Source organism: Kribbella sp. NPDC049174 (genome assembly GCF_043197365.1).
Lineage (GTDB): Bacteria > Actinomycetota > Actinomycetes > Propionibacteriales > Kribbellaceae > Kribbella.
In genome coordinates this window covers 1,926,494-1,947,715 of record NZ_JBICSZ010000001.1, presented here as the reverse complement: position 1 = coordinate 1,947,715, position 21,222 = coordinate 1,926,494, and the positions used below count along the sequence as shown (strand labels likewise).

Sequence of the window (21,222 nt, the reverse complement as noted above, 5' to 3'; positions counted from 1 at the left end):
TCTGGAGGCGATGATGAAGGTTCTGGTGTCGGGGGCGAGCGTGGCCGGTCCGGCCGTGGCGCACTGGCTCGGGCGGTACGGGTACGACGTCACGGTGGTCGAGCTTCAGCCGGCGCTCCGGGAGGGCGGCTACGCGGTGGACTTCCGCGGACCGGTGAATCGGGAAGTCCTGTCCCGGATGGGTGTGCTCGAGGACCTGAGGGCGCGGCAGACGGGTGGCAGTCCGATGCGGTTCGTGGACGCGGCCGGGCGGCAGTTGATGCGGCTGCCGGGTGAGTTCGCCGGGGGAGAGTTGGAAGTCCTGCGGTCGGATCTGTCCCGGGTGTTGTACGAGCACTCCTGCGACAAGGCGTCGTACCGGTTCGGGGACTCGATCGCGCGTCTGGCCGAGCACGCGGGTGGGGTCGACGTGTCGTTCGAGAGTGGGACGGAGGAGACGTACGACCTGGTGATCGGGGCGGACGGGTTGCACTCGATCGCGCGGCGGCTGGCGTTCGGGCCGGAGAAGGACTATGTGAGGCATCTCGGGTACTACATCGCCGGCTGGGATGTGCCGAACACGCTCGGCATCTCCGGGGACGCGCTGATCTACAACGTGCCCGGGCGGCTGGCGAGTGTGGGCGCGGATCGGCGGGATCCGGCGATGGCGGGGACGATGGTCCTGTTCAAGTCGCCGGCGTTGACCTACGACCGCCGGGACCTTGAGCAGCAGAAGGCGTTCATCGCGGCCGCCTTCGCCGATCTGGGCTGGCACGTTCCGCAGCTGCTCGAAGGGTTGCCAGCGGCAACGGAGTTGTACGTCGACTCGATCAGCCGGGTCGACGTGGACCGCTGGTCGACCGGACGGGTCGTACTCCTCGGCGACGCCGGGTACGGCGCCACCGTCGGCGGCATGGGCACGAGTACGGCGGTCGTCGCGGCGTACATCCTGGCCGGGGAGCTGGCCACGTCGGGCGGTGACTACCGGGCGGCGTTCCGGCGTTACGAGGCGCAGTTGCGCAGGCCGGTGTCGAAGACACAGAGCGGTGGCAACCGAACCGGGAAGTTCCTTGCCCCGGGCACCCGATTCGGCATCGCCGCGCGGAACCGGCTGCTCTCGCAACCGTTCCTCCTCCACCAGATGCTCAAGCTGGGGGAGAAGGTGAGCAATCTGGTTGAGCTGAACAACTACTCGGTGAGCAGCGGCAGAGTGCGCAGGAATGACTCCCAGGAGTCAGGGAACCACCCAGGGACGCCGAGCACGGCCAGGTAGAGCCAGATCGCGACCAGCACGCAGAGGAAGAGAGCCACCGTGCCGAGTGCCTTCAGCCAGGCCGGCTGTTTGCCGGTCCAGGCGGTGAGCTCCTGGACCCAGTCCTTCACCTTGTAGAGCAGCCGCTGCGCCCACTCGAACTCGCTCGCCAGCACGGCGAGACCCGCGATGAACAAGGGAATGCCGCCGGGGCCGGGCAGCCACCCGGTCAACGGTGCGGCGATGAGCAGTATCCCGCCCACCACGCCCACACCGATCCGGTAGATCAGGTGCTTCTTAGGATCCGCCCGTATCCGCCGCCGCCACTCCCACCGGTCGTCCTGAGCGTCCAGCGTGATGTTGTGATCAGTGCGGTCGGGACCCCTCTTCTCGGCCACGCCCCCAGCGTACGTGCTCCGGCAACAATCCCGGCGGCACCGCTCCACACCCCAGGGTCATTTCAGGGGAGATCCCCTGAAACGAACGCTTCTCCCCCCGGTACTCGAGGGGAGAAGCGTCAACGCCGGGGGAGATCCGTCCACCTGGGTCAGAAGTTGATCATGTGGCCTTCGAGGCCGTGGAAGGCCTCCTGCAGTGCCTCGCTCAGGGTCGGGTGGGCGTGCACGTTGCGGGCCAGTTCCTTGGTGGTCAGGTCCCACTTCTGGGCCAGGGTCAGCTCGGGCAGCAGCTCGGTGACCTCGGGGCCGATCAGGTGGGCGCCGAGCAGCTCGCCGTACTTGGCGTCGCTGATCACCTTGACGAAACCGGTCGGGTCGCCGAGGCCGTGGGCCTTGCCGTTCGCGGTGAACGGGAACTTCGCGACCTTGACGTCGTACCCCTTCTCCTTGGCCTGCTCCTCGGTGTAGCCGAAGCTGGCCACCTGCGGCTGGCAGAAGGTGGCGCGCGGGATCATCACGTGGTCGAGCTCCATCGTCTCGACGCCGGCGATGGTCTCGGCCGCGATCACGCCCTGGGCCTCGGCCGCGTGCGCGAGCATCAGCTTCGCGTTGACGTCGCCGATGGCGAAGATGTTCGGCACGTTGGTGCGCAGGAAGCCGTCGGCCTCGATCGCGCCGCGCTCGGTCAGCTTGACGCCGATCTTGTCCAGGCCGTAGCCGTCGACGCGCGGCTGGAAGCCGATCGCCTGCAGCACCTTGTCGGCCTCCAGCGTCTGCTGGTTGCCGTCCTTGCCGGTGACGGTGACCTTCACCGTGTCGCCGGAGTCGTCGATCGCGTCGACCCGGGTGGAGGTGAGCACGTCGACACCGAGCTTCTTGTAGGCCTTGGCGAGCTCCTTGGACACCTCGGCGTCCTCGAGCGGCACCATCCGGTCCAGGAACTCGACGATGGTGACCTTCACGCCGTAGTTGGTCAGCACGTAGGCGAACTCGACGCCGATCGCGCCGGCGCCGGCGATGATGATGCTGCCCGGCAGCTCCTCGGTGAGGATCTGCTCCTCGTACGTCACCACCCGCTCGCTCAGCTGGGTGCCCGGCAGCAGCTTGGTGGTCGCGCCGGTGGCGATGATGCAGTTGTCGAACGTGACGGTCTCGGAGGCACCGTCGTTGAGGCTGACGTCGAGCGTGTTCGCGTCGACGAAGCTGCCCCAGCCGTCGAACTCGGTGATGTTGTTCTTCTTCATCAGGAAGTGGACGCCCTTGACCCGGCCGTCGGCGACCTTGCGGCTGCGCTGGACGGCGGTCGGGAAGTCGAAGCTGACGTCGCCGCTGATGCCGAACGTCTTCGCGTCCGCGCGGAAGATGTGCGCCAGTTCGGCGTTGCGCAGCAGCGCCTTGGACGGGATACAGCCCACGTTCAGGCAGACACCGCCCCAGTACTTCTTCTCGATGATGGCGGTCTTGAGTCCGAGCTGGGCGGCGCGGATCGCCGCGACGTACCCACCCGGACCCGCGCCGAGGACAACAACGTCAAAGTGCGAGGCCATGCAGTGAACTTTAGTGGGTCGCACCAGCGATCCGGACCAGTGGTACGACGCTTGGCCGCGAGCGTGACCGGGGTCACCGGGCAGCCGGTCCCAACGGTCACGATCAGGCGATCTCCACCGGCCCATGGTCACAGTCCGTGAACAGGGGTTTCGTCGGGACCGTTCGCCGCCTACGCTGGGCACGCGCGGGGGCCGTCACCTCCCCGCGCTCGCGTGAGGCGATCAAGAACGGGGGCCTGATGGGCGTGGGGAGCCGTCGGGGGCTGCGGTTGGCAGCACTCGGCACACTGCTGGCGGTGTTCGCGCTGCCGGCGTATGCCGACAACCCCACGCCTCCGCCGCCGGCGTCGGTGACGGACCTGAACCGGTCGCTGGAACAGCTCCAGGCCGAGGCCGCCGCCGTCCAGGCCGATTTCGCGAAGGCGACGATCGCCTACACGACCGCGCTCAAGGCGGCGCAGACCGCCGAAGCGGCGGCGAAGAAGGCAGAGACCTCGGCCGCCGCGTCGAAGGGCAGGGCCGACACCGAACGCAAGCGGCTCGGGTTGCTGACCGTGCAGGCGTACCAAACCGGCATCCCGACCGTGATGGGTGCCGAGTCGATGCTCTGGTCGCTCGCCCCGATCGCGGAGAACCTGCAGGAGATCGCCGACCGGCAGACCGCCATCCAGCAGCTCGGCAGCACGCAGGTCTCGCAGTACCAGACCGCGATGTCCGCCGAGAACGCGGCCGTCAAGGCGAAGGCGGAGGCCGCGACCAAGCGCGCCGCGGCGAACGAGGCCGCCGGCAAGGCCAAGCAGCTCAGCGCGGAGGTGCAGCAGAAAGCAGCCGACGCCGCGATGATGATGGAGAGCCAGGCCGCCGACCTCGACGGCGCGTCCGCACTCTCCAAGCAGCTGCAGCTCGCCCGCAACCAGCAGGCGCTGGCGCGCTGGCAGACCTACCTGACCGAGGTGGCGACGGCCAAGATCACCCCGCCGGCGGCCGCCGTACTGAAGAACCCGGCCAAGCTCCCCACCGGCATGCAGCCACTCATCGACGCGGGCGCGCCGGTTCCCGGTGCGGCCTCCGTCGCCCAGGGCGGCCGGTCCATCCGGGTCCTGTCGGCGGAGACGATCCGCGCGGTGAACCAGGCGTTCAGCCTGCTCGGGAAGCCGTACGGGGTCGCTGCGACCGGCCCGGACAGCTACGGCTGTCTCGGTGCGGCCCGGGTCGCGTGGCAGCCGTACACCACCCTCCCGAACCTGATCGGCAAGGTCTACCCGAACTACCAGGCGGTGCCGGCCTCGCAGGTCCAGCCCGGCGACCTGCTCGTGATGGGCAGCAAGTCGCTCGGCCTGTTCCACATCGGCGTCGCTCTCGACAGCGGCGAGATGATCGCCGCGGACGAGGCCAAGGGCTCGGTCGTCGTCACCCGGGTCCCGGACAACCTGTACGCCGCCCTTCGCCCGACGCTCGGTAAGCCGGTCAAGCCTCAGGTCGCGCCGGTGGCGACGTCGGAGGCGTACGCGTTCCGGTGCGGCAACACGGCGACGTCGTACAACGCCGCGACGGGCTCCTGGACGTGGCCGCTGGCCGAGGGCACCTACGAGATCGGTACGTCGTTCGGCCAGGCAGGAGAGATGTGGGCGACCGGGTTCCACACCGGTCAGGACTTCCCGGCCGCCGTCGGTACGCCGGTGCGCGCGGTGACATCCGGTGTCGTCCGGGTCGAGCACCCGGCCTGGGCGGGGAACCTGGTGCGTATCGATCACGGCAACGGGCTGGAGACGCTGTACGCGCACCTGAGCTCGATCGACGTGGCTGACGGCGCACAGGTCACCGCCGGGCAGCGGATCGGGGCGGTCGGCTCCGAGGGGAACTCGACCGGTCCACACCTGCACTTCGAGGTTCACCTCGGCGGCGATGCGGTGAACCCGATGCCGTTCCTCGCGACCGGTAGTGCGATCGTGGGCTGGGGCGGCTACAGCAACGGCATGATCCCGGCGAGCAAGCTGTGTGCACTCGGGTCCGGCCACAAGCTGCGCTGCGACGCGGCGGCCGCCTACCTGCAATTGGCCCGCGCCTACCGTGCCCAGTTCGGCAAGACGCTGTGCATCACCGACTCGTATCGCTCCTACTCGGCCCAGGTCAGCCTCTACGCCCGCAAGCCGTCCCTCGCTGCGCTGCCCGGTACGTCGAACCACGGTTGGGGCGTGGCCGTGGACCTCTGCGGCGGTGTGGATCGCTTCGGCACGGCGCAGTACCAGTGGATGAAGGCCCACGCTGCTCAGTTCGGCTGGCTCCACCCGTCGTGGGCCGACCAGGGCGGCAACCGCGAAGAGCCCTGGCACTGGGAGTTCGGCAAGCCGGCCGTCTCCTAGCAGCAGACTGGCGGAACCACGCGTCCGGCTCGTTCGTGGGTCGGGTATGAGAGCTAAGTACGACGAAGTGGCCGCGGACTACGACGAGTGGGTCGGTGGCAGCTCCGCCCTCGACGATCCGACCTTCGCCGAGTTGACCGGCGAGGTGGCCGGCCAAGAGATCTGTGTGGTCGCGTGTGGCCAGGGTCGCGAGGCCCGCTACCTGGCCACGCAGGGCGCCGTCGTCACTGGTGTCGACCTGTCCGAGAAGCTGCTCGAGATCGCGAGGTTGCACGAGGAGACCGAGGCCCTGGGCATCGCGTATCGCCACGGGGACGCACACACGCTGGAAGGGCTCGCGGACGACTCGTTCGACGGAGTCGTCTGCTACATGGCGTTGATGGACATCCCCAGCCTGGACGATGCCGTGCGATCGATGGCTCGCGTCCTCAAGCCCGGCGGCTGGTTCGTCCTCTGCATCGTCCATCCCTGCTTCAAGACCCCCGCCACCGGCGAGATCGTCGACCATGTCGACCAGAGCGTCCGGCGCACCGTCGGCAAGTACTTCGTCGAGGGTTACTGGCACGGCCCCGGCCGCCACCGCGACGCCCTCCCGGTCGGCGCCTACCACCGCATGATCAGCACCTACGTCAACGCCTTGGCCGCCGCCGGCCTCGTCATCGACCAACTGCGGGAGGTCCCCGCCGACACTCCGGTGTGGCGCGAGGTTCCGCAGTTGCTCTACGTCCGCGGCCGGCTGTCGTAGAGGAACCTCGCAGCGAGGGCAGCAGTGATCAGGAGGAGTACGGCGCTGGCCGCGACGGAGACGTGGAAGCCGGTGGTGAAGGCGTCGCGGGCGGCGGGGGAGGAGAGGGCCTCTCGGGTCAGGTCGGCTTCGTGGCCGAGTTGGTTGCGGTAGACGGCGGTGATGAGGCTGCCGAGCAGGGCGATACCGAGCGCACCGCCGAGTTGGGGTGCGGTCGAGGAGATCGCGGCCGCACCGCCGGCCCGCTCCGCCGGGGCGGCGCCGATCATGAGGTTGGTGGCCAGCGCCATCGTCGGGGCGAGGCCGGCGGAGATGACGATCGAGCCGGTGACGAGGAGACCGAGCGGACCCACCTGGGTTCACCGACGGAAGTCTGGAAGCTCAACCAAACTTGAGGTCAATTACCGTTCGGCGATGTCGCCGAGGACCGGTTTGAGGTCGACGATCGGGGTCTCGTCGAGGGCTTCGAGATGATCGACCTGCAGGCGGAGGTCACCCGTCTCGACGATGGTGACGCGATGCAGACCGAGCGGGTTGGGCCGGTCGGGGGAGCGGGTGCTGAAGACACCGGTCGCGGGCCGGGTCCGGTCGCCGCGGGGATGAACCGTGAGCACGTCACGGTCGGCACGATCGAACCAGGTGATGACGATGATCTCGTCGCCGGCACTGAGATCGCGCAGCGCGTCGCGGACCGATTCGTCGAACACCAGCCAGGCGCTGGGAGCACCCTCGTCGGGTTGGCGCGGGGCTTCGTCGCGAGTCCTCAGCACCGACTCCACCCGGCCGATCGGCCTGACCACGAACTGGCGCGTCATCAGACTGGGAACCGGTAGAAGGTTTGCAGGGGCTCGCCGGGGGTGTGGACGTGCAGGGCGAAGCCGGTGTGGGCGGCAGTGTCGACGATGCGGCCGTCGGCGGGCGAGGGCTCGAAGGGGAGCGGGACGGTCGAACGGATCCCCGGGGCGCCGAGGACGGGGTGGCCCGCGAAGGTGGTGACGATGGCGTTGTGAACGTGCCCGGTGAGCAGTGCGGTGATCCGCTTACCGGTCAGGACGGCCTCGAAGGCCTCCCTGGATCGCAGCATCCACTGGTCCATCACCGGGTGATGTAGGTCCAGCGGCGGGTGGTGGAAGGCCACGAACACCGGCCCGTCGAAGGGTTCACTCAGTACGCCGTCCAGCCAGGCCAGGGACTCGTCGGACAGCAAGCCGTGATCCTCGCCCGGCACGGTGCTGTCGACGAGGACGAATCGTGCTTCGCCGACCTCGCGCACCTGATGGACCGGATGCCCCTCGCCGGGCGAGTCGACGTACGCGGTCAGTCCGGCCCGCAGCGGTGCGCTCACATCGTGGTTGCCCGGCAGCATCAGGACCGGTAGGTCCGACGTCAGCTCGGCCGCGAGCTCGGCGTACTCCGCCTCCTGGCCGTGGTCGGCGAGGTCGCCGGTGACCAGGATGACGTCCACCGGCCGGCTGAACGTGCCCAGGTACGACGTGATCCGCCGCAGCCGGGAGCGCGCCTCCTCCGAGCCGTCGAGATGCGGGTCACTGAGGTGCGCGATCACGTACATGTCTGCACCCTAACCGCAGAAACCTCCCGGCAGATCGTTACAGGGAACCAGCCCGCCGCGCGTCAGAACCGGCCGCGCCTGCGCCGATCGGAGGTAGTCGAGGAACGCCGCCGTGAGCGAGCCCGCCTCGGGGGACTGGTAGGTGTACGCGTGCTCGACTTCCCAGAACTTGTACGACCCGTCCGCCACCTTCGCCGCATCCGGTACGACGGTGTCGATCGAGGCGATCGTGATCTCCGGGTACTTCCGCGCACTGCCGAGCTCGGCGTACCCGATCGCGCCGTCGATCTCGTTCACCCGGGTCAGCAGTTCCTCCGTCGTACCGACCTCGCAGCGGTGGTGTCTGGCGACCGGGTCGTCGCGCCGGCAGTCGTCGGAGGAGATGCCGAGCTCCTGGTCGCCGGCCAGCACCTTGTCCCGGAACACCCGCCGCGAACCCGAGTCCGGTCCGACCCGGCTCACCATCCGGATCGGCAGGTCTCGTCCACCGAGCTGCTTCCAGTTCGTGATCCGGCCGCCGTAGATGTCGCGCAGTTGCGCGGTGGTCAGCCCGGTCACGTCCGACGACCGGTTCACCGCGACCGCGAACACGACCACCGCGACCGGCTCACCCCACAGGTCCGGGGCGTCTTCCGCCGTACCGTCCGACATCGCGATCAGGTGCCCGGCCGCGCCCGCATCCTGTGCGCCGGTCTCCTTGAGGGTGCGGATACCACTGCGGCTCCCGTTCGCCGCGATGGTGATGTCGGCGTCGGTGCAGTCGGCCGCGTAGGCGGTCCGCACCTCGCGCATGGTCGCCTCGACCGCGGTCGACCCGATGATCCGTACCTGCCCGGAGGCGCAGTTGTCCGGCGGCTGCAGGACGTCGACCACGAACAACGCCACCAAGGCGCCGACCAGCAGCAGCGACAGCGCACCGAACATCAACGATCGGCGACCCGGTCCACGCGGCCGTGGTTCGTGATAGACCCCACCACCGGTCGACCCACCGGCCAGATAGCCGGCGTGGGTCACGCCTTTCCCCGTCCCGGACAGCACGAGCAGGAACTTGAAGTGGTCGCCGCGGTTGATCGCGATCCGCGGCAGCACCAGCTTGCCGGTGTCGACGTAGGTTGCCGGGACCAGCCGGCGCTGCAGCATCTCGCCGAGCGACGCCGGCTGCGCCTCGGTGACCTTGAGCCCGACGATCGTGCGGTCCGGGAAGGCGAACGACACCTTCTCGTGCATGTCCTGCGGGTCGATGTCCATCCCGCCGGCGTTGTCCAGCCGGAGCAGCACGATGCTCGGGTTCTCCACCACCGCGCTCTGGTGGCGGACCTCGACGTCGACCATCCGCTGCGTCTTGTCCGCACTCGGATAGACCCCGATCGGGGCATCCACCTGGACGCGGTACACGAGCCGTTTGCGTCGCAGGATGTACCGGTCGATCAGCCAGGCGACCACCGAAGCGATCAGAGCGATCGCGGCGATGATCGTCTCGAGGTTGATATCGCCCAGACCCGTGAAATCCACTTGTCCCCTCCCGCGAAAACGCTATCCAGGCCCGGTGAACGGCCGCTTACCGCGCGATGACGTACGGGGTGTGGGCTTGGCCGGGTCCGGACGGTCTGCGAGATTGGACGGCATGGCTGAACAGGTTGACGTGGTCGTGATCGGACTCGGTGTCGGCGGCGAGGAGACGGCAGGACGACTGGCGGAGGCCGGGCTGAACGTGGTCGGCCTGGACCCGCGGCTGGTCGGCGGTGAGTGCCCGTACTGGGGCTGCATCCCGAGCAAGATGATGATCCGGGCCGCCAACCTGATCGCCGAGACCCGCCGGGTCGACGGCATGGCCGGTACGGCGACTGTGCAGCCGGACTGGGCGCCGCTCGCGAAGCGCATCCGCGAGGAGGCGACCGACAGCTGGAACGACCAGGTCGCGGTCGACCGGCTGGTGAAGAAGGGCGTCACGTTCCTGCGCGAGCGCGGCACCATCACCGGTCCGCGGACGGTCCAGGCCGGTGACCGGGAGTTCGAGGCGTCCCGCGGCATCGTGATCGCGACCGGCACCGTCCCGGTGATCCCGCCGATCGACGGCCTGGCCGGTACGCCGTACTGGACGAACCACGAGGCGATCGAGGCGGACACGCTGCCGGCCTCGATCCTGGTCCTCGGCGGTGGCGCGATCGGGCTGGAGCTGACCCAGGTGTTCGCCCGGTTCGGGGTCGACGTGACCGTGATCGAGGGTGCCGGCCAGGTGCTGTCGATGGAGGAGCCCGAGTCCGGCCAGTTGGCTCGCGAGGCACTCGAGCGCGACGGCGTCACCTTCCACACCGGCGTCCACGCCCAGAAGGTCGGGTACGACGGCAGCACCTTCACCGTGGCCCTCGAGGACGGCACCACGGTGACCGGCGAGAAGTTGCTGGTGGCAACGGGTCGCCGGGTGGACGTGAAGGCCGCTCGGCCTCGACCAGGTCGGCATCGACACCGAGGTCCGGCGGGTCGAGGTGGACGAGCACGTCCGGGCCGCGGACGGGGTCTGGGCCGTCGGCGACGTGACCGGCGTCGGCGCGTTCACGCACAACGCGATGTATCAGGCGAATGTCGCGGTGTTCGACATCCTCGGCAGCGAGGGTGCGCCGGTGGCGAGCTACCACGCGATGCCACGGGTGACGTTCACGGACCCGGAGATCGGCGCGGTCGGGATGACCGAGAAGCAGGCGCGGGAGGCCGGCCTCGACGTGAAGATCGGCTCGAGTCAGATCCCGTCCTCGACCCGCGGCTGGATCCACAAGGCGGGGAACGAGGGCTTCATCAAGCTGGTGGTCGACAACGAGCGCGGTGTGCTGGTCGGTGCGACCAGCGCCGGCCCGACCGGTGGCGAAGTACTGGGCGCGCTCGCGGTCGCCGTCCACGCGGCCGTTCCCGTTCACACTCTGCAACAGCTCATTTACGCCTACCCGACCTTCCACCGGGCGATCGGGGATGCCCTGAAGCAGTTGTGAGATCCCTTGTTGCGATCCGGTCGCAACTAGATCAACAATGTGCAGGTGCATGTTCCTGATGGCTTCTTCGACGCACCGACGTCCATCGCCACCGGACTGATCGCGGTGGGTGCGGTCGGGGTCAGTCTGCAGCGGGCGAACCGGGAGATCCGCGAGACGGGTCCGGCGCTGGCCGGCCTGACCGCGGCGTTCGTGTTCGCGGTGCAGATGGTGAACTTCCCGGTCGGCGCGGGGACCAGCGGGCACCTGCTGGGTGGCGCGCTGGCCGCGGCGCTGGTCGGTCCGTGGACCGCCGTACTGGTCATGTCGACCGTGCTGCTGGTCCAAGGGTTGCTGTTCGCCGACGGTGGCCTGACCGCGCTCGGCACGAACATCACGCTGATGGGCGTCGTCACCGTGCTGGTCGGCTACTTCCTGACCCGCGCGCTCCTGCAGGTGCTGCCGCGGAAGATGGGCAGCGTCGTACCGGCGGCCACTGTCGGCGCGCTGGTCTCGGTGCCGGTCGCCGCACTCGCGTTCACCGGGCTGTATGTCATCGGCGGCGCGGTGGACATCCCGCTCGGGAAGCTCGCGACCGCGATGGTCGGCTGGCACATCCTGGTTGGTATCGGTGAGGCGGTCATCACGGCCGCCGTCCTGAGCGCGGTCGTCGCGACCCGGCCCGACCTCGTGTACGCGGCGCGCCACCTCCAGCAGGACCTGGTCCTGGTCGATGCCGACGGCAACACCTCGACCGTGGCACCGGACAAGCCGATCGCGGCCAAGCCGGCCGGCCGGACCCTCGGCGTCGGCGTCGCGGTCACCTTCCTGGTGGCCGGTGGCCTCAGCCTGTTCGCGAGCGCGCATCCCGACGGCCTCGAGTTCGTCGGCGCCAAACTCGGCTTCGACGGCGCGGCCAAGGACTCCGCGGTCGCAGGCAGTCCACTCGCCGACTACGGCGTCAGCGGAATCGGCAACGCCGAGGTCTCCGGTGCCCTGGCCGGCATCATCGGCGTCCTGGTCACCATCGTCGCCGGCCTGACAATCGCCAAACTCGCCTCGCTGCGAGCGAACCGAGCTTCATGAGTGGTGACGGTCTCCTCATAGCGGTGGACAGTCGGGTTCATCGCATTCCGGCGCAGGTGAAGATTGTTGCGCTGTTCGTGTTCGTTCTCGCTGTCGTGTCCACGCCCGCGTCGGCGTTCTGGGCGTTCGGTCTGTACGCCGTGATGCTCGGGGCCGCCGTGGTGGTCGCGAAGTTGCCGGCGCTGGTGGTGTCGCGGCGGCTGGCGGTGGAGACGCCGTTCCTCGTGTTCGCGCTGCTGCTGCCGTTCGTGGCGACCGGGCCGCGGGTCGACGTGCTCGGTCTGGAGCTGTCGCAGTCCGGCGTACTGGGGGCGTGGAACGTGCTGGCGAAGGGCACGCTCGGCGTGGTCGCGGCGATCCTGTTGTCGGCGACGACCGGGCCGCGGGATCTGCTGGCCGGGCTCGAACGGCTCCGGCTGCCGTCGACGCTCGTGGCGATCCTGTCGTTCATGGTTCGGTACCTGAGTGTGGTCTCCGACGATCTGCACCGGATGCGGATCGCGCGTGAGTCGCGCGGGTACACCGGCGGCCGGGCCGGTCATCTGAAGGCGGTCGCCGGGGGAGTGGGCGCCCTGTTCGTGCGCAGTTTCGAGCGGGGTGAGCGTGTGCATCTGGCGATGCGGTCACGCGGCTACACCGGCCGGATGCCACTGCTGAGCGTCTCGGGTGCCACGTCCGCCCAATGGCTCCAAGGGCTGGCGATCTCCCTGACTGCGGTGGCGATCGCGATCGCCGTTAGGCTTGTCGGCTTTTGACGTCCTCCCCACCTGAAGGGCGAGGATTTCAACTACTACGCGGAGGTAGCGTGTTGAGGTTCACGCTTCGGCGAGACCCGTCCAGGCGTCTCTCGGCGTGCGCTGACGGCCCGTCCGGCCGCGATGTTGACTGCCGCGTTCACGTCCGCGTGCGCTCGATGTCCGCAGGCTGCGCACCGGAAGACCGCTTGGCTCTGGCGATTCTCCGGTGCGCAGTGCCCACAGATGCTGCAGGTTTGCGACGTGTACGCAGGATTGATTCTCTCGATCCGCCCCGGCGCTTTGTGTTCCAGGCGCTGGACGAGCAGTCCCCAGCCGTTGGCCAGGATGCCTCGGTTGAGCCCTGCTTTGGCGCGGCGACGGTTCGGCAGATGCCCGCCTGCTCGCTCGGGATCGGCTTTGGGCTTGGGGCGTCTGGTCATCTGCGCGACCCGCAGGTCTTCCACCCGGATGACGTCGAAGCGTCGGGCGAGGTTGGTGCTGGTCTTCTCTACCCAGTCCTTGCGGCGATCGCGAGCGCGTGCGAACAGCTTGGCGATTCTGACCTTGACCCGCTGACGCCGCTTGGAGCCACGACGGCACCGCGCCAGGCGACGCTGCAGGTTTTTCAGCCGGACATGGTCGGTCTCCGACAGTCCAGGACAGGTCAGGAGCTCACCGGTCGACAGTGCCGCGGAAACGGTGACGCCGCGGTCCACACCGACGACCTGGCCGGTTCCCGGCACGGGGATCGGCTCCGGGACGACGGCGAACGCGAGATGCCAGCGCCCTACCCGGTCGCGGGTAACCCGGTACGACTTCGCCTCGGGAATCGGACGGGACAGCCGGAACCGAACCCAGCCGACCTTGGGCACCAGCACCCGCGCCCACTTCCGATTCAGCTGCTCGACACGGCCCGCCTGCGGACCGACGATGCGGAACCCTTCATGCAGCGCGGCCTTGCGCCAGGTCGGCCGCCGGTGGGTGCCACCGTAGAAGTTCTTGACGGCTTGGTCGAAGTCGCGCAGGGCTTGCTGCTGGACGGTTTGCGACCCTGCCCGCAGCCAGCCGAACACGGCTCGTGCCTCGGTCAACTGCCGGCACTGCTCGGTAAAGTCCGGCGCCGAGCCTTTGTCGCGCGTCCACATCGACCACTGCTCAAGCGCCAGGTTCCACACGTACCGGGCATGCCTGCACTGCTCCAGCAACGCTGCAAGCTGCGTGGGAGTCGGGCACATCCGAAACCTGGACATGGAATCCATCCAAACAGCCAGGACCGACAGTCCCCGATCTCCGAAGGGAGGGAGTCGCGATTCCCCGCCGCCCTGAACGACAGGGCTTCGTCGCGACGACTCAAGTGAGCGGTCCCGCGGTCCATGTCGAGCGTCTCGTCTTTGCCTACCCCGATGGCCGGCAGGCCCTGTTCGGTGTTGACTTCACCGTCCAGCGCGGTGAGCGGGTTGCACTACTCGGCCCGAATGGCGCAGGCAAGACCACCCTCGTGCTGCACCTGAACGGGATCCTCGGCTCGGTGGCCGGTGGGACCGGAAGCGGCCGGATCCAGATCGGTGGGACCGGACTGCACCGCGAGCACCTGCCCGAGGTACGGCGGAAGGTCGGGCTGGTATTCCAGGACCCGGACGACCAGTTGTTCATGCCGACCGTACGAGACGATGTCGCGTTCGGGCCGGCGAACCTCGGCCTGCGCGGATCCGAACTGGACGATCGCGTACACGAGGCGCTGGTCCAGGTCGGGATGCAGGATCACGCGGACCTGGCGCCGCATCACCTGTCATTCGGGCAACGGCGACGAGTGGCGGTCGCGACGGTCCTGGCGATGCGTCCCGAGGTGCTGGTCCTGGACGAGCCGTCGAGCAACCTGGACCCGGCCGCACGGCGCGAGCTCGCCGACATCCTGGCTGGTCTCGACGTGACCCTGCTGATGGTCACCCACGACCTGCCGTACGCCCTGCAGCTGTGCGAGCGCAGCCTGCTGATGGACGACGGCCGGATCGTTGCCGATGGCAAGACACGTGACCTGCTCGGCAACGCCGAGCTGATGTCCGCACACCGGCTCGAACTGCCCTACGGCTTCGACCCCCTCTCGGTCCCCGGACCGGAACGCTGATTCAGGAACCGGCGCCGGTCTCGTCGACAGCCGCCGCAACCAGCTCGGGGGCGGTCTCGAACGCGGACCTGAGCCGGCCGCGGGATGCGGTCAGGTGGGCGTGCATGGCGGCGTCCGCCGCCTCGGCGTCGCGGCGCCGAATGGCGGTGACGAGCAGGTCGTGCTCGTCGAGCGCCTTCTCGGCCACCCGGGAGTCGCGCAGCAGCCGGAACAGCTGCAGATGGCAGTGCAGCTTGGCGAAGATCTCCGCGAAGTAGCTGTTCCCGGTGGCTCCGATGATGGCCTGGTGGAACTCGGCGTCCTTGCGCGCGAAGGCGCCGTACGACATGGTGCCGGCCTGGTAGCGGGCCCTCATCTCGGCGGCGATGTCGGCGATCCGCTCGATCTCGACACGCTGGTGCCGGCCGGCCGCGAGCCCTGAGCAGTACGGCTCGATCAGGAACCGCGCCTCGAAGAGGTCCTCGAACCGCTCCGGGGTCAGTTTGGGGCTCGCGGAATATCCGATCAGATGTGTCTTGGTGACCAGATCCTCCGCCTCGAGCCGGTTGAGCGACTCCCGCACCGGCGTCTGGGAGACGCCGAGCTGACGGCTGATCACATCGACCCGGATCCGCTCACCGGGCTGGATCACGCCGTCCAGCAGGAGTGTCTGGAGTTGCTCGTAGACCACGTCGCTCATCCGGGCGCGTTCGGGACGCTTGGCACCGCGTTCGCTCATAGGCCTTCCCCGGTTCGGTCGGCACTGCTCGGTCGGAAATCGTGAATTCGTATTCACGAGCCATTGCAAATCATATCCGATCTGATCTAGCCTCCCAACAACCGCCCGTTGTATACGAATTCATCGCCTCCAGCCCTGGGATGGCCGACGTGCACACAGACCTAGCAACCGCACAGTCACTGGCGGAACGACTCCTGATCTCCGCGGGCGTGCCCGGCCCGGCGGCCCTCCAGCAAGCCGAGTTGCTCCTGGTCGCCGAGGCGAAGGGGATGCCGTCCCACGGCCTGCTCCGGCTGCCGCGGCTGCTGCGCCGGCTGGCGAACGGCACCGCGAGCCCGACGAACACCGGCCGGCACGAGTGGCTCAGCCCGTGCTACCTGTCCGTCGACGGCGAGCAGGGACTCGGACCGGTGGTCGCAGTGCGCGCCCTGGAGGCAGTGATTCCGGCGGCCGCGCGGCACGGCGTCGCGGTCTGCTCGATCACGAACAACAACCACCTCGGCATGCTCGGCTACTACGCCGGCCGGATGGCTGAGCGTGGTCTGGTGTGCCTGGGAATGACGACCAGCGAGGCCCTGGTCCACCCGTGGGGCGGCACCGAGGCGATGCTCGGCACGAACCCGTTGGCGCTCGGCGTCCCCGCCCAGCCCCACCCGCTGGTGCTGGACATGGCGACGTCACAGATCTCGATGGGCAAGGTCCACGACCACGCTCTGCGCGGTGTGCCGCTCGAGCCGGGCTGGGCGTTGGATGCCGCCGGCAACGCGACGATCGACCCAGTGGCGGCCAAGTCCGGATCGATCGCGCCGTTCGGGGGAGCGAAGGGATACGGCCTCGGGCTCGGTCTGGGGGCCATGGTCACCTTCCTGACCGGCGCCGCGTACGGCACAGCCGTCGGCGGAACGCTGGACGACCACCGGCCGAGCAACAAGGGCGACCTGTTCATCCTGCTGAGCGGTGGCAGGTACTCCGCCACCGACTATCTCGACCAGGTCCGCGGCAGCCGGCGGGCCGATCCGGCCACGCCGGTCGCGGTTCCCGGTGACCGCGCCCGGGCTCGCCACCGCGAGTCGGTTGCCAACGGCATCGACATCGCCGACGACCTGTGGCGCGAGCTGACCGCCTGGCCAGGCGCCCAGCCTGAAGCAGCCCGGCCCGAAGCAGCCCAGCCTGAAGCAGCCCAGTCCATACCTGCTCTGCCCGCAGCGGCTCTGGCCGAATGACCCGCCCCCGACCGGACAAGGACCAGCCACGATGACGATCACCTCTGCCTCGTTCGGCGTACAGCGAGCACCCCGCACGGTTGTCTTCGGCGCCGGCCAGCGCGCGATGCTGGGCCGCCAGACCGCGGAGTACGGGCGTAAGGCGCTCGTCTGCACGGATCAGCGGCTCGCGGCCTCGGCGGAGTTCGCCGCGCTGATCAGCGACCTCGAGGATCACGGTGCCGAGGTGAGCGTGTGGTCCGACACCGCCGCCGAGCTGCCGGTCGCCGACATCGACGCCTGCTACGGCGCGATGAAGGACGCCGGGATCGAGGTGGTGATCGGGATCGGCGGTGGCAGCTGTCTCGACCTCGGCAAGGCCGTCGCGCTGTTGCTCAGCCACGGCGGCCCGATCGACCGGTACTACGGGGAGAACGCCGTACCCGGTCCCGTCCTTCCGATCATCGCCGTACCCACGACCGGCGGGACCGGGTCCGAGGTGACACCGGTCTGCGTGCTCAGCGACAGCCGGCGGGAGCTGAAAGCCGGGATCTCGTCGGCCTACCTGATTCCTTCTGTGGCCATCTGCGATCCGGAACTGACCTACAGCTGCCCGCCCGGACTGACCGCCAGCGCGGGCGCCGACGCGGTGTCGCATCTGGTGGAGTCGTTCACCGCGATCCAGCGGCCGCCCGCGGCGGTCGGCGAAGGCCGGGTCTTCATCGGCAAGAACGTGATCAGCGACTCCTACGCGCGGTGGGGCCTCGGGCTGCTGGCGCGGGCGCTGCCCGAGGCCTTCGAGCATCCGGACGATCGGCAGGCACGCTCCGACGTGATGCTCGCCGCCAACGCCGGCGGCTATGCCCTGGGAGTGGCCGGAACGGCCGCCGCGCATGCCCTGCAGTATCCGATCGGTGCCCTGACCCACACCGCGCACGGTGTCGGAGTCGGCGTCCTTCTCCCGTACGTGATGCGGTACAACGCACCCGCCCGGGTCCGTGAGTTCGCCGAGATCGCGGCGATCCTCGGCGTCCCGGTGTCCGGTGACGAGGAGACGCAGGCGCTGGCGGGAATCGATGCCATCGATCGCCTGCTGGACCGGATCGGCATCCCGCCCACGCTCAAGGAACTCGGCCTGACCGAGGACCAGTTGTCCTATGTCGCGGCGATGGGCCTGAAGTCGGCCCGCCTCGTCGACAACAACCCCCGTCCGCTGGATGCCGATGCGCTGTACGAGATCACTCGTGCCGCGTACGCCGGCGATCGCAGCAACCCGTTCTGACCAGGCGTTGGGAGCCCACCAGATGATCTCTCCGCACGATCTGTTCATCGACGGTCAGTGGCGGCCGGCCGCCGACGGCCGGCGTTTCCCGGTCCACGATCCCGCCGACGGCTCCGAGCTGGCCAGGTTCGCCGCGGCCACCGAGTCCGACTGCCTGGCGGCAGTGGACGCCGCGGCGGACGCGCTGGCCGGCTGGGCCGCGACCCCACCGAGGCAGCGCTCCGAGATCCTCCGCGCCTGCTTCGACATCCTGACCGCGGAGCGCGAGCAACTCGCCGCCGTCATCGTCGCCGAGAACGGCAAGGCGTACGCCGACGCACTCGGCGAGGCCGCCTATGCCGCCGAGTTCTTCCGCTGGTTCGCCGAGGAGGCGGTCCGGATCGGCGGCGACTTCCGGCTGTCCCCGTCGGGCGACAAGACGATCGTGGTCCGGCGCGACCCGATCGGGGTGTCGGTCCTGATCACGCCGTGGAACTTCCCGGCGGCGATGGCGACCCGCAAGATCGCGCCCGCGCTGGCGGCCGGCTGCTCGGTCGTGCTGAAGCCGGCCACCCAGACTCCGCTGACCGCCGCCTACATCGTCGAGGTACTCCGTCGGGCCGGTGTCCCGGCGGGAGTGGTGAACCTGGTGACGCCGGTGCCGACCGGCCCGGCGGTGAGCGCGATGCTGCACCATCCCGCCGTACGCAAGCTGTCTTTCACCGGCTCGACCGGGGTTGGCCGCCTGCTGCTGCGGGAGGCCGCCGACCAGGTGGTCAGCTCGTCGATGGAACTCGGTGGGAACGCGCCGTTCGTGGTGCTGCCAGGTGCGGACCTGGACGCCGCCGTCGAGGGAGCGATGGTCGCGAAGATGCGCAACGGCGGGTGTGCGTGTACGGCGGCCAACCGGTTCTACGTGCACGACTCGCTCGTCGACGAGTTCAGCACCCGCATCACGGTGGCGATGAAGGAACTCACGATGGGCCCGGGCGCCGACCGGTCGAACGATGTCGGCGCGCTGGTGTCGCCGGAGGAACGCGACAAGGTGTCCCGGCTCGTCGAGCACGCGGTGGCGGAGGGTGCGACCGTGGCCCTGGGCGGTGAGGCGCCGGCGATCGGTGCGTTCTACCCGCCGACGGTGCTGACGGACGTACGGCACGGCAGCGAGATCAACCGGACCGAGATCTTCGGCCCGGTCACCGCGATCGTCTCCTTCAGCGACGTCGACGAGGCGGTCGCGATGGCCAACGACACGATCTACGGCCTGATCGCCTACGTGTACGGCGATCCCGGCCAGGCACTGGCGGTCGCGCAACGAATCGACGCCGGCATGGTCGCGGTCAACCGGGGTGTGCTGAGCGATCCCGCGGCTCCGTTCGGGGGAACGAAACAGTCCGGGCTCGGCCGCGAAGGCAGCTCCGAAGGCATCCTCGAGTTCCTCGAGGAGAAGTACATCGGGATCGAGGTGTGACCGATGGCCAACGCCGTACTCCCGACTTTGACACCGCCGGACGTTGACGGTGGACCACCGGTCCGCAAACGGCCGAAGGTGAAACCCAAGCGGCAGAACCTGGCCGGCTGGCTGTTCGTCGGACCGGTGATCTTCGGGGTGCTGTTCTTCCAGTTGGCCCCGGTCGCGGCGTCCCTGGTGGTGTCGCTGACCAACTGGTCCGGGCTGAACAAGCCGGAGTTCCTTGGCCTGGGCAACTACCGCGAACTGTTCACCGCCGACGACACCTTCTACTCCTCACTGCGGAACACGGTGATCTTCACCGTCGTGGTGGTCGTCCTGACCATTCTGATCGGGCTCGGCCTGGCGGTCCTGTGCAACCAGAAGGTCAAGGGCATCGGCATCTTCCGGACCCTGTACTACTCGCCCGTGGTGACGAACGTGGTCGCGATCGGCTTCGTCTGGTTCTGGCTGTACGACCCGGACAACGGATTGTTCAACTCGACACTGAAGACGATCGGGATCGACGGACCGGCCTGGCTGTCGGACACCAAGACGGCACTGATCGCGGTCATCGTGGTAGCGATCTGGCAGGGCGTCGGCTATCCGATGGTGATCCTGCTGGCCGGCCTGCAGAACATCGACCCGTCGCTGACCGAGGCGGCCACCGTGGACGGCGCGACCGCGTGGCGGCGGTTCTGGGCGGTGGTCTTCCCACTGCTGACACCGAGCCTGTTCTTCCTCACGATCACGCAGTTCATCACCTCGTTCCAGGTGTTCGGGATCATCTACGTGATGACGTCGGGCGGACCGAACAACGCCACGTCGGTGTTCATCTTCCACATCTACGAGGCGGCCTTCGGGCACGGCCGGCTGGGCTACGCCTCGGCGATGGGGTGGGTGCTGTTCGTCATCGTCGGCGTGGTCACCGCGATCCAGTGGAAGATGGAGAAGCGGTGGGTGCACTATGACAACTGAACTGCTTCGCGCTCCGGTGAACCGGCCACCGCGGCACATCCCACGCCGGGTCCTCGTCTTCGCCACGCTGCTGTTCTTCGCGGTCGTGTTCGCGATGCCGTTGCTCTGGATGGTCAGCGCGTCGCTCAAGCCGGAGAACGAGGTCCTGCAGACGCCGCCGACCTTCATCCCCTCGACGTTCCAGTGGGCCAACTACTCCCAGGCCGGCGACGGGCTGCTGCCGTTCTTCCTGAACAGCGTGAAGCTGGCCGCGCTGAACGTCGGGTTCCTGCTGCTGTTCGCCTCGCTGGCCGGCTACGGCTTCGCCCGGCTCAACTTCGCCTTCAAGAACCTGGCCTTCGCCCTGTTGTTGTCGACGGCAATGATCCCGAGCATGGTCTATCTCGTCCCGCAGTACATGCTGTTCCGCGAGATGGGCTGGATCGACACCCACTACCCGCTGTGGATTCCGAACGTGCTGACGCCGGTGTTCGGCACGTTCCTGCTCCGGCAGGCGTTCCGCGGCGTACCGATGGAACTGGAGGAGGCGGCCAAGCTCGACGGCGCGTCGACCTTCGGCACCTTCTGGCGGATCATGCTGCCGCAGGTGAAACCGGCGCTGGCCGCGGTCGGCGCGCTCACCTTCATGGGGTCGTGGAACGACCTGTTCGGGCCGCTGATCTTCCTCAACTCGACGCGGTTGCAGACGATGCCGATCGCGCTCGCGCTGTTCAAGGGTGAGTACTTCACCCAGACGAACCTGATGATGGCGGCCGCGACGCTGACGATCCTGCCGCCGCTCCTGCTCTTCCTGCTGGCCCAGAAGTACTTCGTCCAGGGCATCACGATGTCCGGCCTGAAAGGTTGAC

General features: G+C 68.6%; 20 protein-coding genes and 1 pseudogene. 13 read left to right on the top strand and 8 right to left on the bottom strand.

The window, feature by feature from the left end:
* Positions 1–10: 10 nt before the first annotated feature.
* Positions 11–1,252 carry an FAD-dependent monooxygenase gene (locus ACGFIF_RS09255; protein WP_393153156.1) on the top strand — a complete coding sequence of 414 codons (1,242 nt, stop codon included), beginning with the start codon at positions 11–13 and terminating at the stop codon, positions 1,250–1,252.
* Here the strand turns inward: ACGFIF_RS09255 and ACGFIF_RS09250 are convergent.
* A complete protein-coding gene (locus ACGFIF_RS09250; protein WP_393153155.1) occupies positions 1,168–1,629 on the bottom strand; it encodes a PGPGW domain-containing protein in 462 nt (153 codons plus the stop codon). The two genes, ACGFIF_RS09255 and ACGFIF_RS09250, sit on opposite strands and share 85 nt — an antisense overlap.
* Before the next feature lie 149 nt (positions 1,630–1,778).
* Positions 1,779–3,176 carry a dihydrolipoyl dehydrogenase gene (lpdA, locus tag ACGFIF_RS09245; protein WP_393153153.1) on the bottom strand — a complete coding sequence of 466 codons (1,398 nt, stop codon included), beginning with the start codon at positions 3,174–3,176 and terminating at the stop codon, positions 1,779–1,781.
* Between the two features lie 245 nt (positions 3,177–3,421).
* Here lpdA and ACGFIF_RS09240 point away from each other — a divergent pair, with 245 nt between their 5' ends.
* The gene (locus ACGFIF_RS09240; protein ID WP_393153151.1) at positions 3,422–5,539 is read left to right on the top strand and encodes a peptidoglycan DD-metalloendopeptidase family protein; all 2,118 of its coding nucleotides are present in this window, start codon (positions 3,422–3,424) and stop codon (positions 5,537–5,539) included.
* Between the two features lie 46 nt (positions 5,540–5,585).
* Positions 5,586–6,284: a class I SAM-dependent methyltransferase gene (locus ACGFIF_RS09235; RefSeq protein WP_393153149.1), complete on the top strand. Its 699-nt coding sequence runs from the start codon at positions 5,586–5,588 to the stop codon at positions 6,282–6,284.
* Here the strand turns inward: ACGFIF_RS09235 and ACGFIF_RS09230 are convergent.
* The 4 genes from ACGFIF_RS09230 to ACGFIF_RS09215 are packed head-to-tail and all read right to left on the bottom strand — an operon-like array spanning position 6,260 to position 9,366.
* Positions 6,260–6,637 carry a hypothetical protein gene (locus ACGFIF_RS09230; protein ID WP_393153147.1) on the bottom strand — a complete coding sequence of 126 codons (378 nt, stop codon included), beginning with the start codon at positions 6,635–6,637 and terminating at the stop codon, positions 6,260–6,262. The genes ACGFIF_RS09235 and ACGFIF_RS09230 overlap by 25 nt on opposite strands.
* A gap of 48 nt (positions 6,638–6,685) precedes the next feature.
* Complete coding sequence (gene tsaA / locus ACGFIF_RS09225; RefSeq protein ID WP_393153145.1) at positions 6,686–7,099, bottom strand: tRNA (N6-threonylcarbamoyladenosine(37)-N6)-methyltransferase TrmO; 414 nt, start codon at positions 7,097–7,099, stop codon at positions 6,686–6,688.
* Complete coding sequence (locus ACGFIF_RS09220; protein WP_393153143.1) at positions 7,099–7,854, bottom strand: metallophosphoesterase; 756 nt, start codon at positions 7,852–7,854, stop codon at positions 7,099–7,101. The genes tsaA and ACGFIF_RS09220 overlap by 1 nt, the downstream gene beginning before the upstream one ends.
* A gap of 9 nt (positions 7,855–7,863) precedes the next feature.
* Positions 7,864–9,366 (bottom strand): PstS family phosphate ABC transporter substrate-binding protein, encoded by a 1,503-nt coding sequence (locus ACGFIF_RS09215; protein ID WP_393153141.1) that lies wholly within the window; start codon positions 9,364–9,366, stop codon positions 7,864–7,866.
* Between ACGFIF_RS09215 and ACGFIF_RS09210 the strand changes: the two are divergent.
* From ACGFIF_RS09210 to cbiQ, 4 genes and pseudogenes are all read left to right on the top strand, one after another.
* Positions 9,269–10,231: pseudogene (locus tag ACGFIF_RS09210) on the top strand (FAD-dependent oxidoreductase); the annotation flags it as partial. The gene ACGFIF_RS09215 and the pseudogene ACGFIF_RS09210 overlap by 98 nt on opposite strands.
* Before the next feature lie 109 nt (positions 10,232–10,340).
* The gene (locus ACGFIF_RS09205) at positions 10,341–10,838 is read left to right on the top strand and encodes a hypothetical protein (RefSeq protein WP_393153139.1); all 498 of its coding nucleotides are present in this window, start codon (positions 10,341–10,343) and stop codon (positions 10,836–10,838) included.
* A 45-nt stretch (positions 10,839–10,883) separates the two neighbouring features.
* Positions 10,884–11,903: an energy-coupling factor ABC transporter permease gene (locus ACGFIF_RS09200; RefSeq protein ID WP_393153137.1), complete on the top strand. Its 1,020-nt coding sequence runs from the start codon at positions 10,884–10,886 to the stop codon at positions 11,901–11,903.
* Between the two features lie 23 nt (positions 11,904–11,926).
* The gene (gene cbiQ / locus ACGFIF_RS09195) at positions 11,927–12,658 is read left to right on the top strand and encodes a cobalt ECF transporter T component CbiQ (RefSeq protein WP_393153135.1); all 732 of its coding nucleotides are present in this window, start codon (positions 11,927–11,929) and stop codon (positions 12,656–12,658) included.
* Between the two features lie 35 nt (positions 12,659–12,693).
* Here the strand turns inward: cbiQ and ACGFIF_RS09190 are convergent, their stop codons facing one another.
* Positions 12,694–13,875, bottom strand: a complete 1,182-nt coding sequence (locus ACGFIF_RS09190) for an RNA-guided endonuclease InsQ/TnpB family protein (protein WP_393153679.1) — start codon at positions 13,873–13,875, stop codon at positions 12,694–12,696.
* 119 nt (positions 13,876–13,994) lie between these two features.
* Here ACGFIF_RS09190 and ACGFIF_RS09185 point away from each other — a divergent pair, with 119 nt between their 5' ends.
* Complete coding sequence (locus tag ACGFIF_RS09185) at positions 13,995–14,765, top strand: energy-coupling factor ABC transporter ATP-binding protein (RefSeq protein ID WP_393153133.1); 771 nt, start codon at positions 13,995–13,997, stop codon at positions 14,763–14,765.
* Between the two features lies 1 nt (position 14,766).
* Here ACGFIF_RS09185 and ACGFIF_RS09180 read toward each other — a convergent pair whose 3' ends face one another.
* Positions 14,767–15,483, bottom strand: a complete 717-nt coding sequence (locus tag ACGFIF_RS09180) for a GntR family transcriptional regulator (protein WP_393153131.1) — start codon at positions 15,481–15,483, stop codon at positions 14,767–14,769.
* Positions 15,484–15,632: 149 nt separating this feature from the next.
* On the opposite strand from ACGFIF_RS09180, the gene ACGFIF_RS09175 reads away from it, so the two are divergent.
* Genes ACGFIF_RS09175 through ACGFIF_RS09155 form a run of 5 tightly spaced genes read left to right on the top strand, consistent with a single transcriptional unit; the run spans position 15,633 to position 21,221 of the window.
* A complete protein-coding gene (locus ACGFIF_RS09175) occupies positions 15,633–16,706 on the top strand; it encodes an Ldh family oxidoreductase (RefSeq protein WP_393153129.1) in 1,074 nt (357 codons plus the stop codon).
* Between the two features lie 31 nt (positions 16,707–16,737).
* Positions 16,738–17,967 (top strand): iron-containing alcohol dehydrogenase, encoded by a 1,230-nt coding sequence (locus ACGFIF_RS09170; protein ID WP_393153127.1) that lies wholly within the window; start codon positions 16,738–16,740, stop codon positions 17,965–17,967.
* Between the two features lie 22 nt (positions 17,968–17,989).
* The gene (locus ACGFIF_RS09165) at positions 17,990–19,417 is read left to right on the top strand and encodes an NAD-dependent succinate-semialdehyde dehydrogenase (RefSeq protein WP_393153125.1); all 1,428 of its coding nucleotides are present in this window, start codon (positions 17,990–17,992) and stop codon (positions 19,415–19,417) included.
* A gap of 3 nt (positions 19,418–19,420) precedes the next feature.
* Positions 19,421–20,374, top strand: coding sequence for a carbohydrate ABC transporter permease (locus ACGFIF_RS09160; RefSeq protein WP_393153123.1), 954 nt, complete (start codon positions 19,421–19,423; stop codon positions 20,372–20,374).
* Positions 20,364–21,221 (top strand): carbohydrate ABC transporter permease, encoded by an 858-nt coding sequence (locus tag ACGFIF_RS09155; RefSeq protein ID WP_393153121.1) that lies wholly within the window; start codon positions 20,364–20,366, stop codon positions 21,219–21,221. Before ACGFIF_RS09160 ends, ACGFIF_RS09155 begins: the two co-directional genes overlap by 11 nt.
* Position 21,222 lies beyond the last annotated feature (1 nt).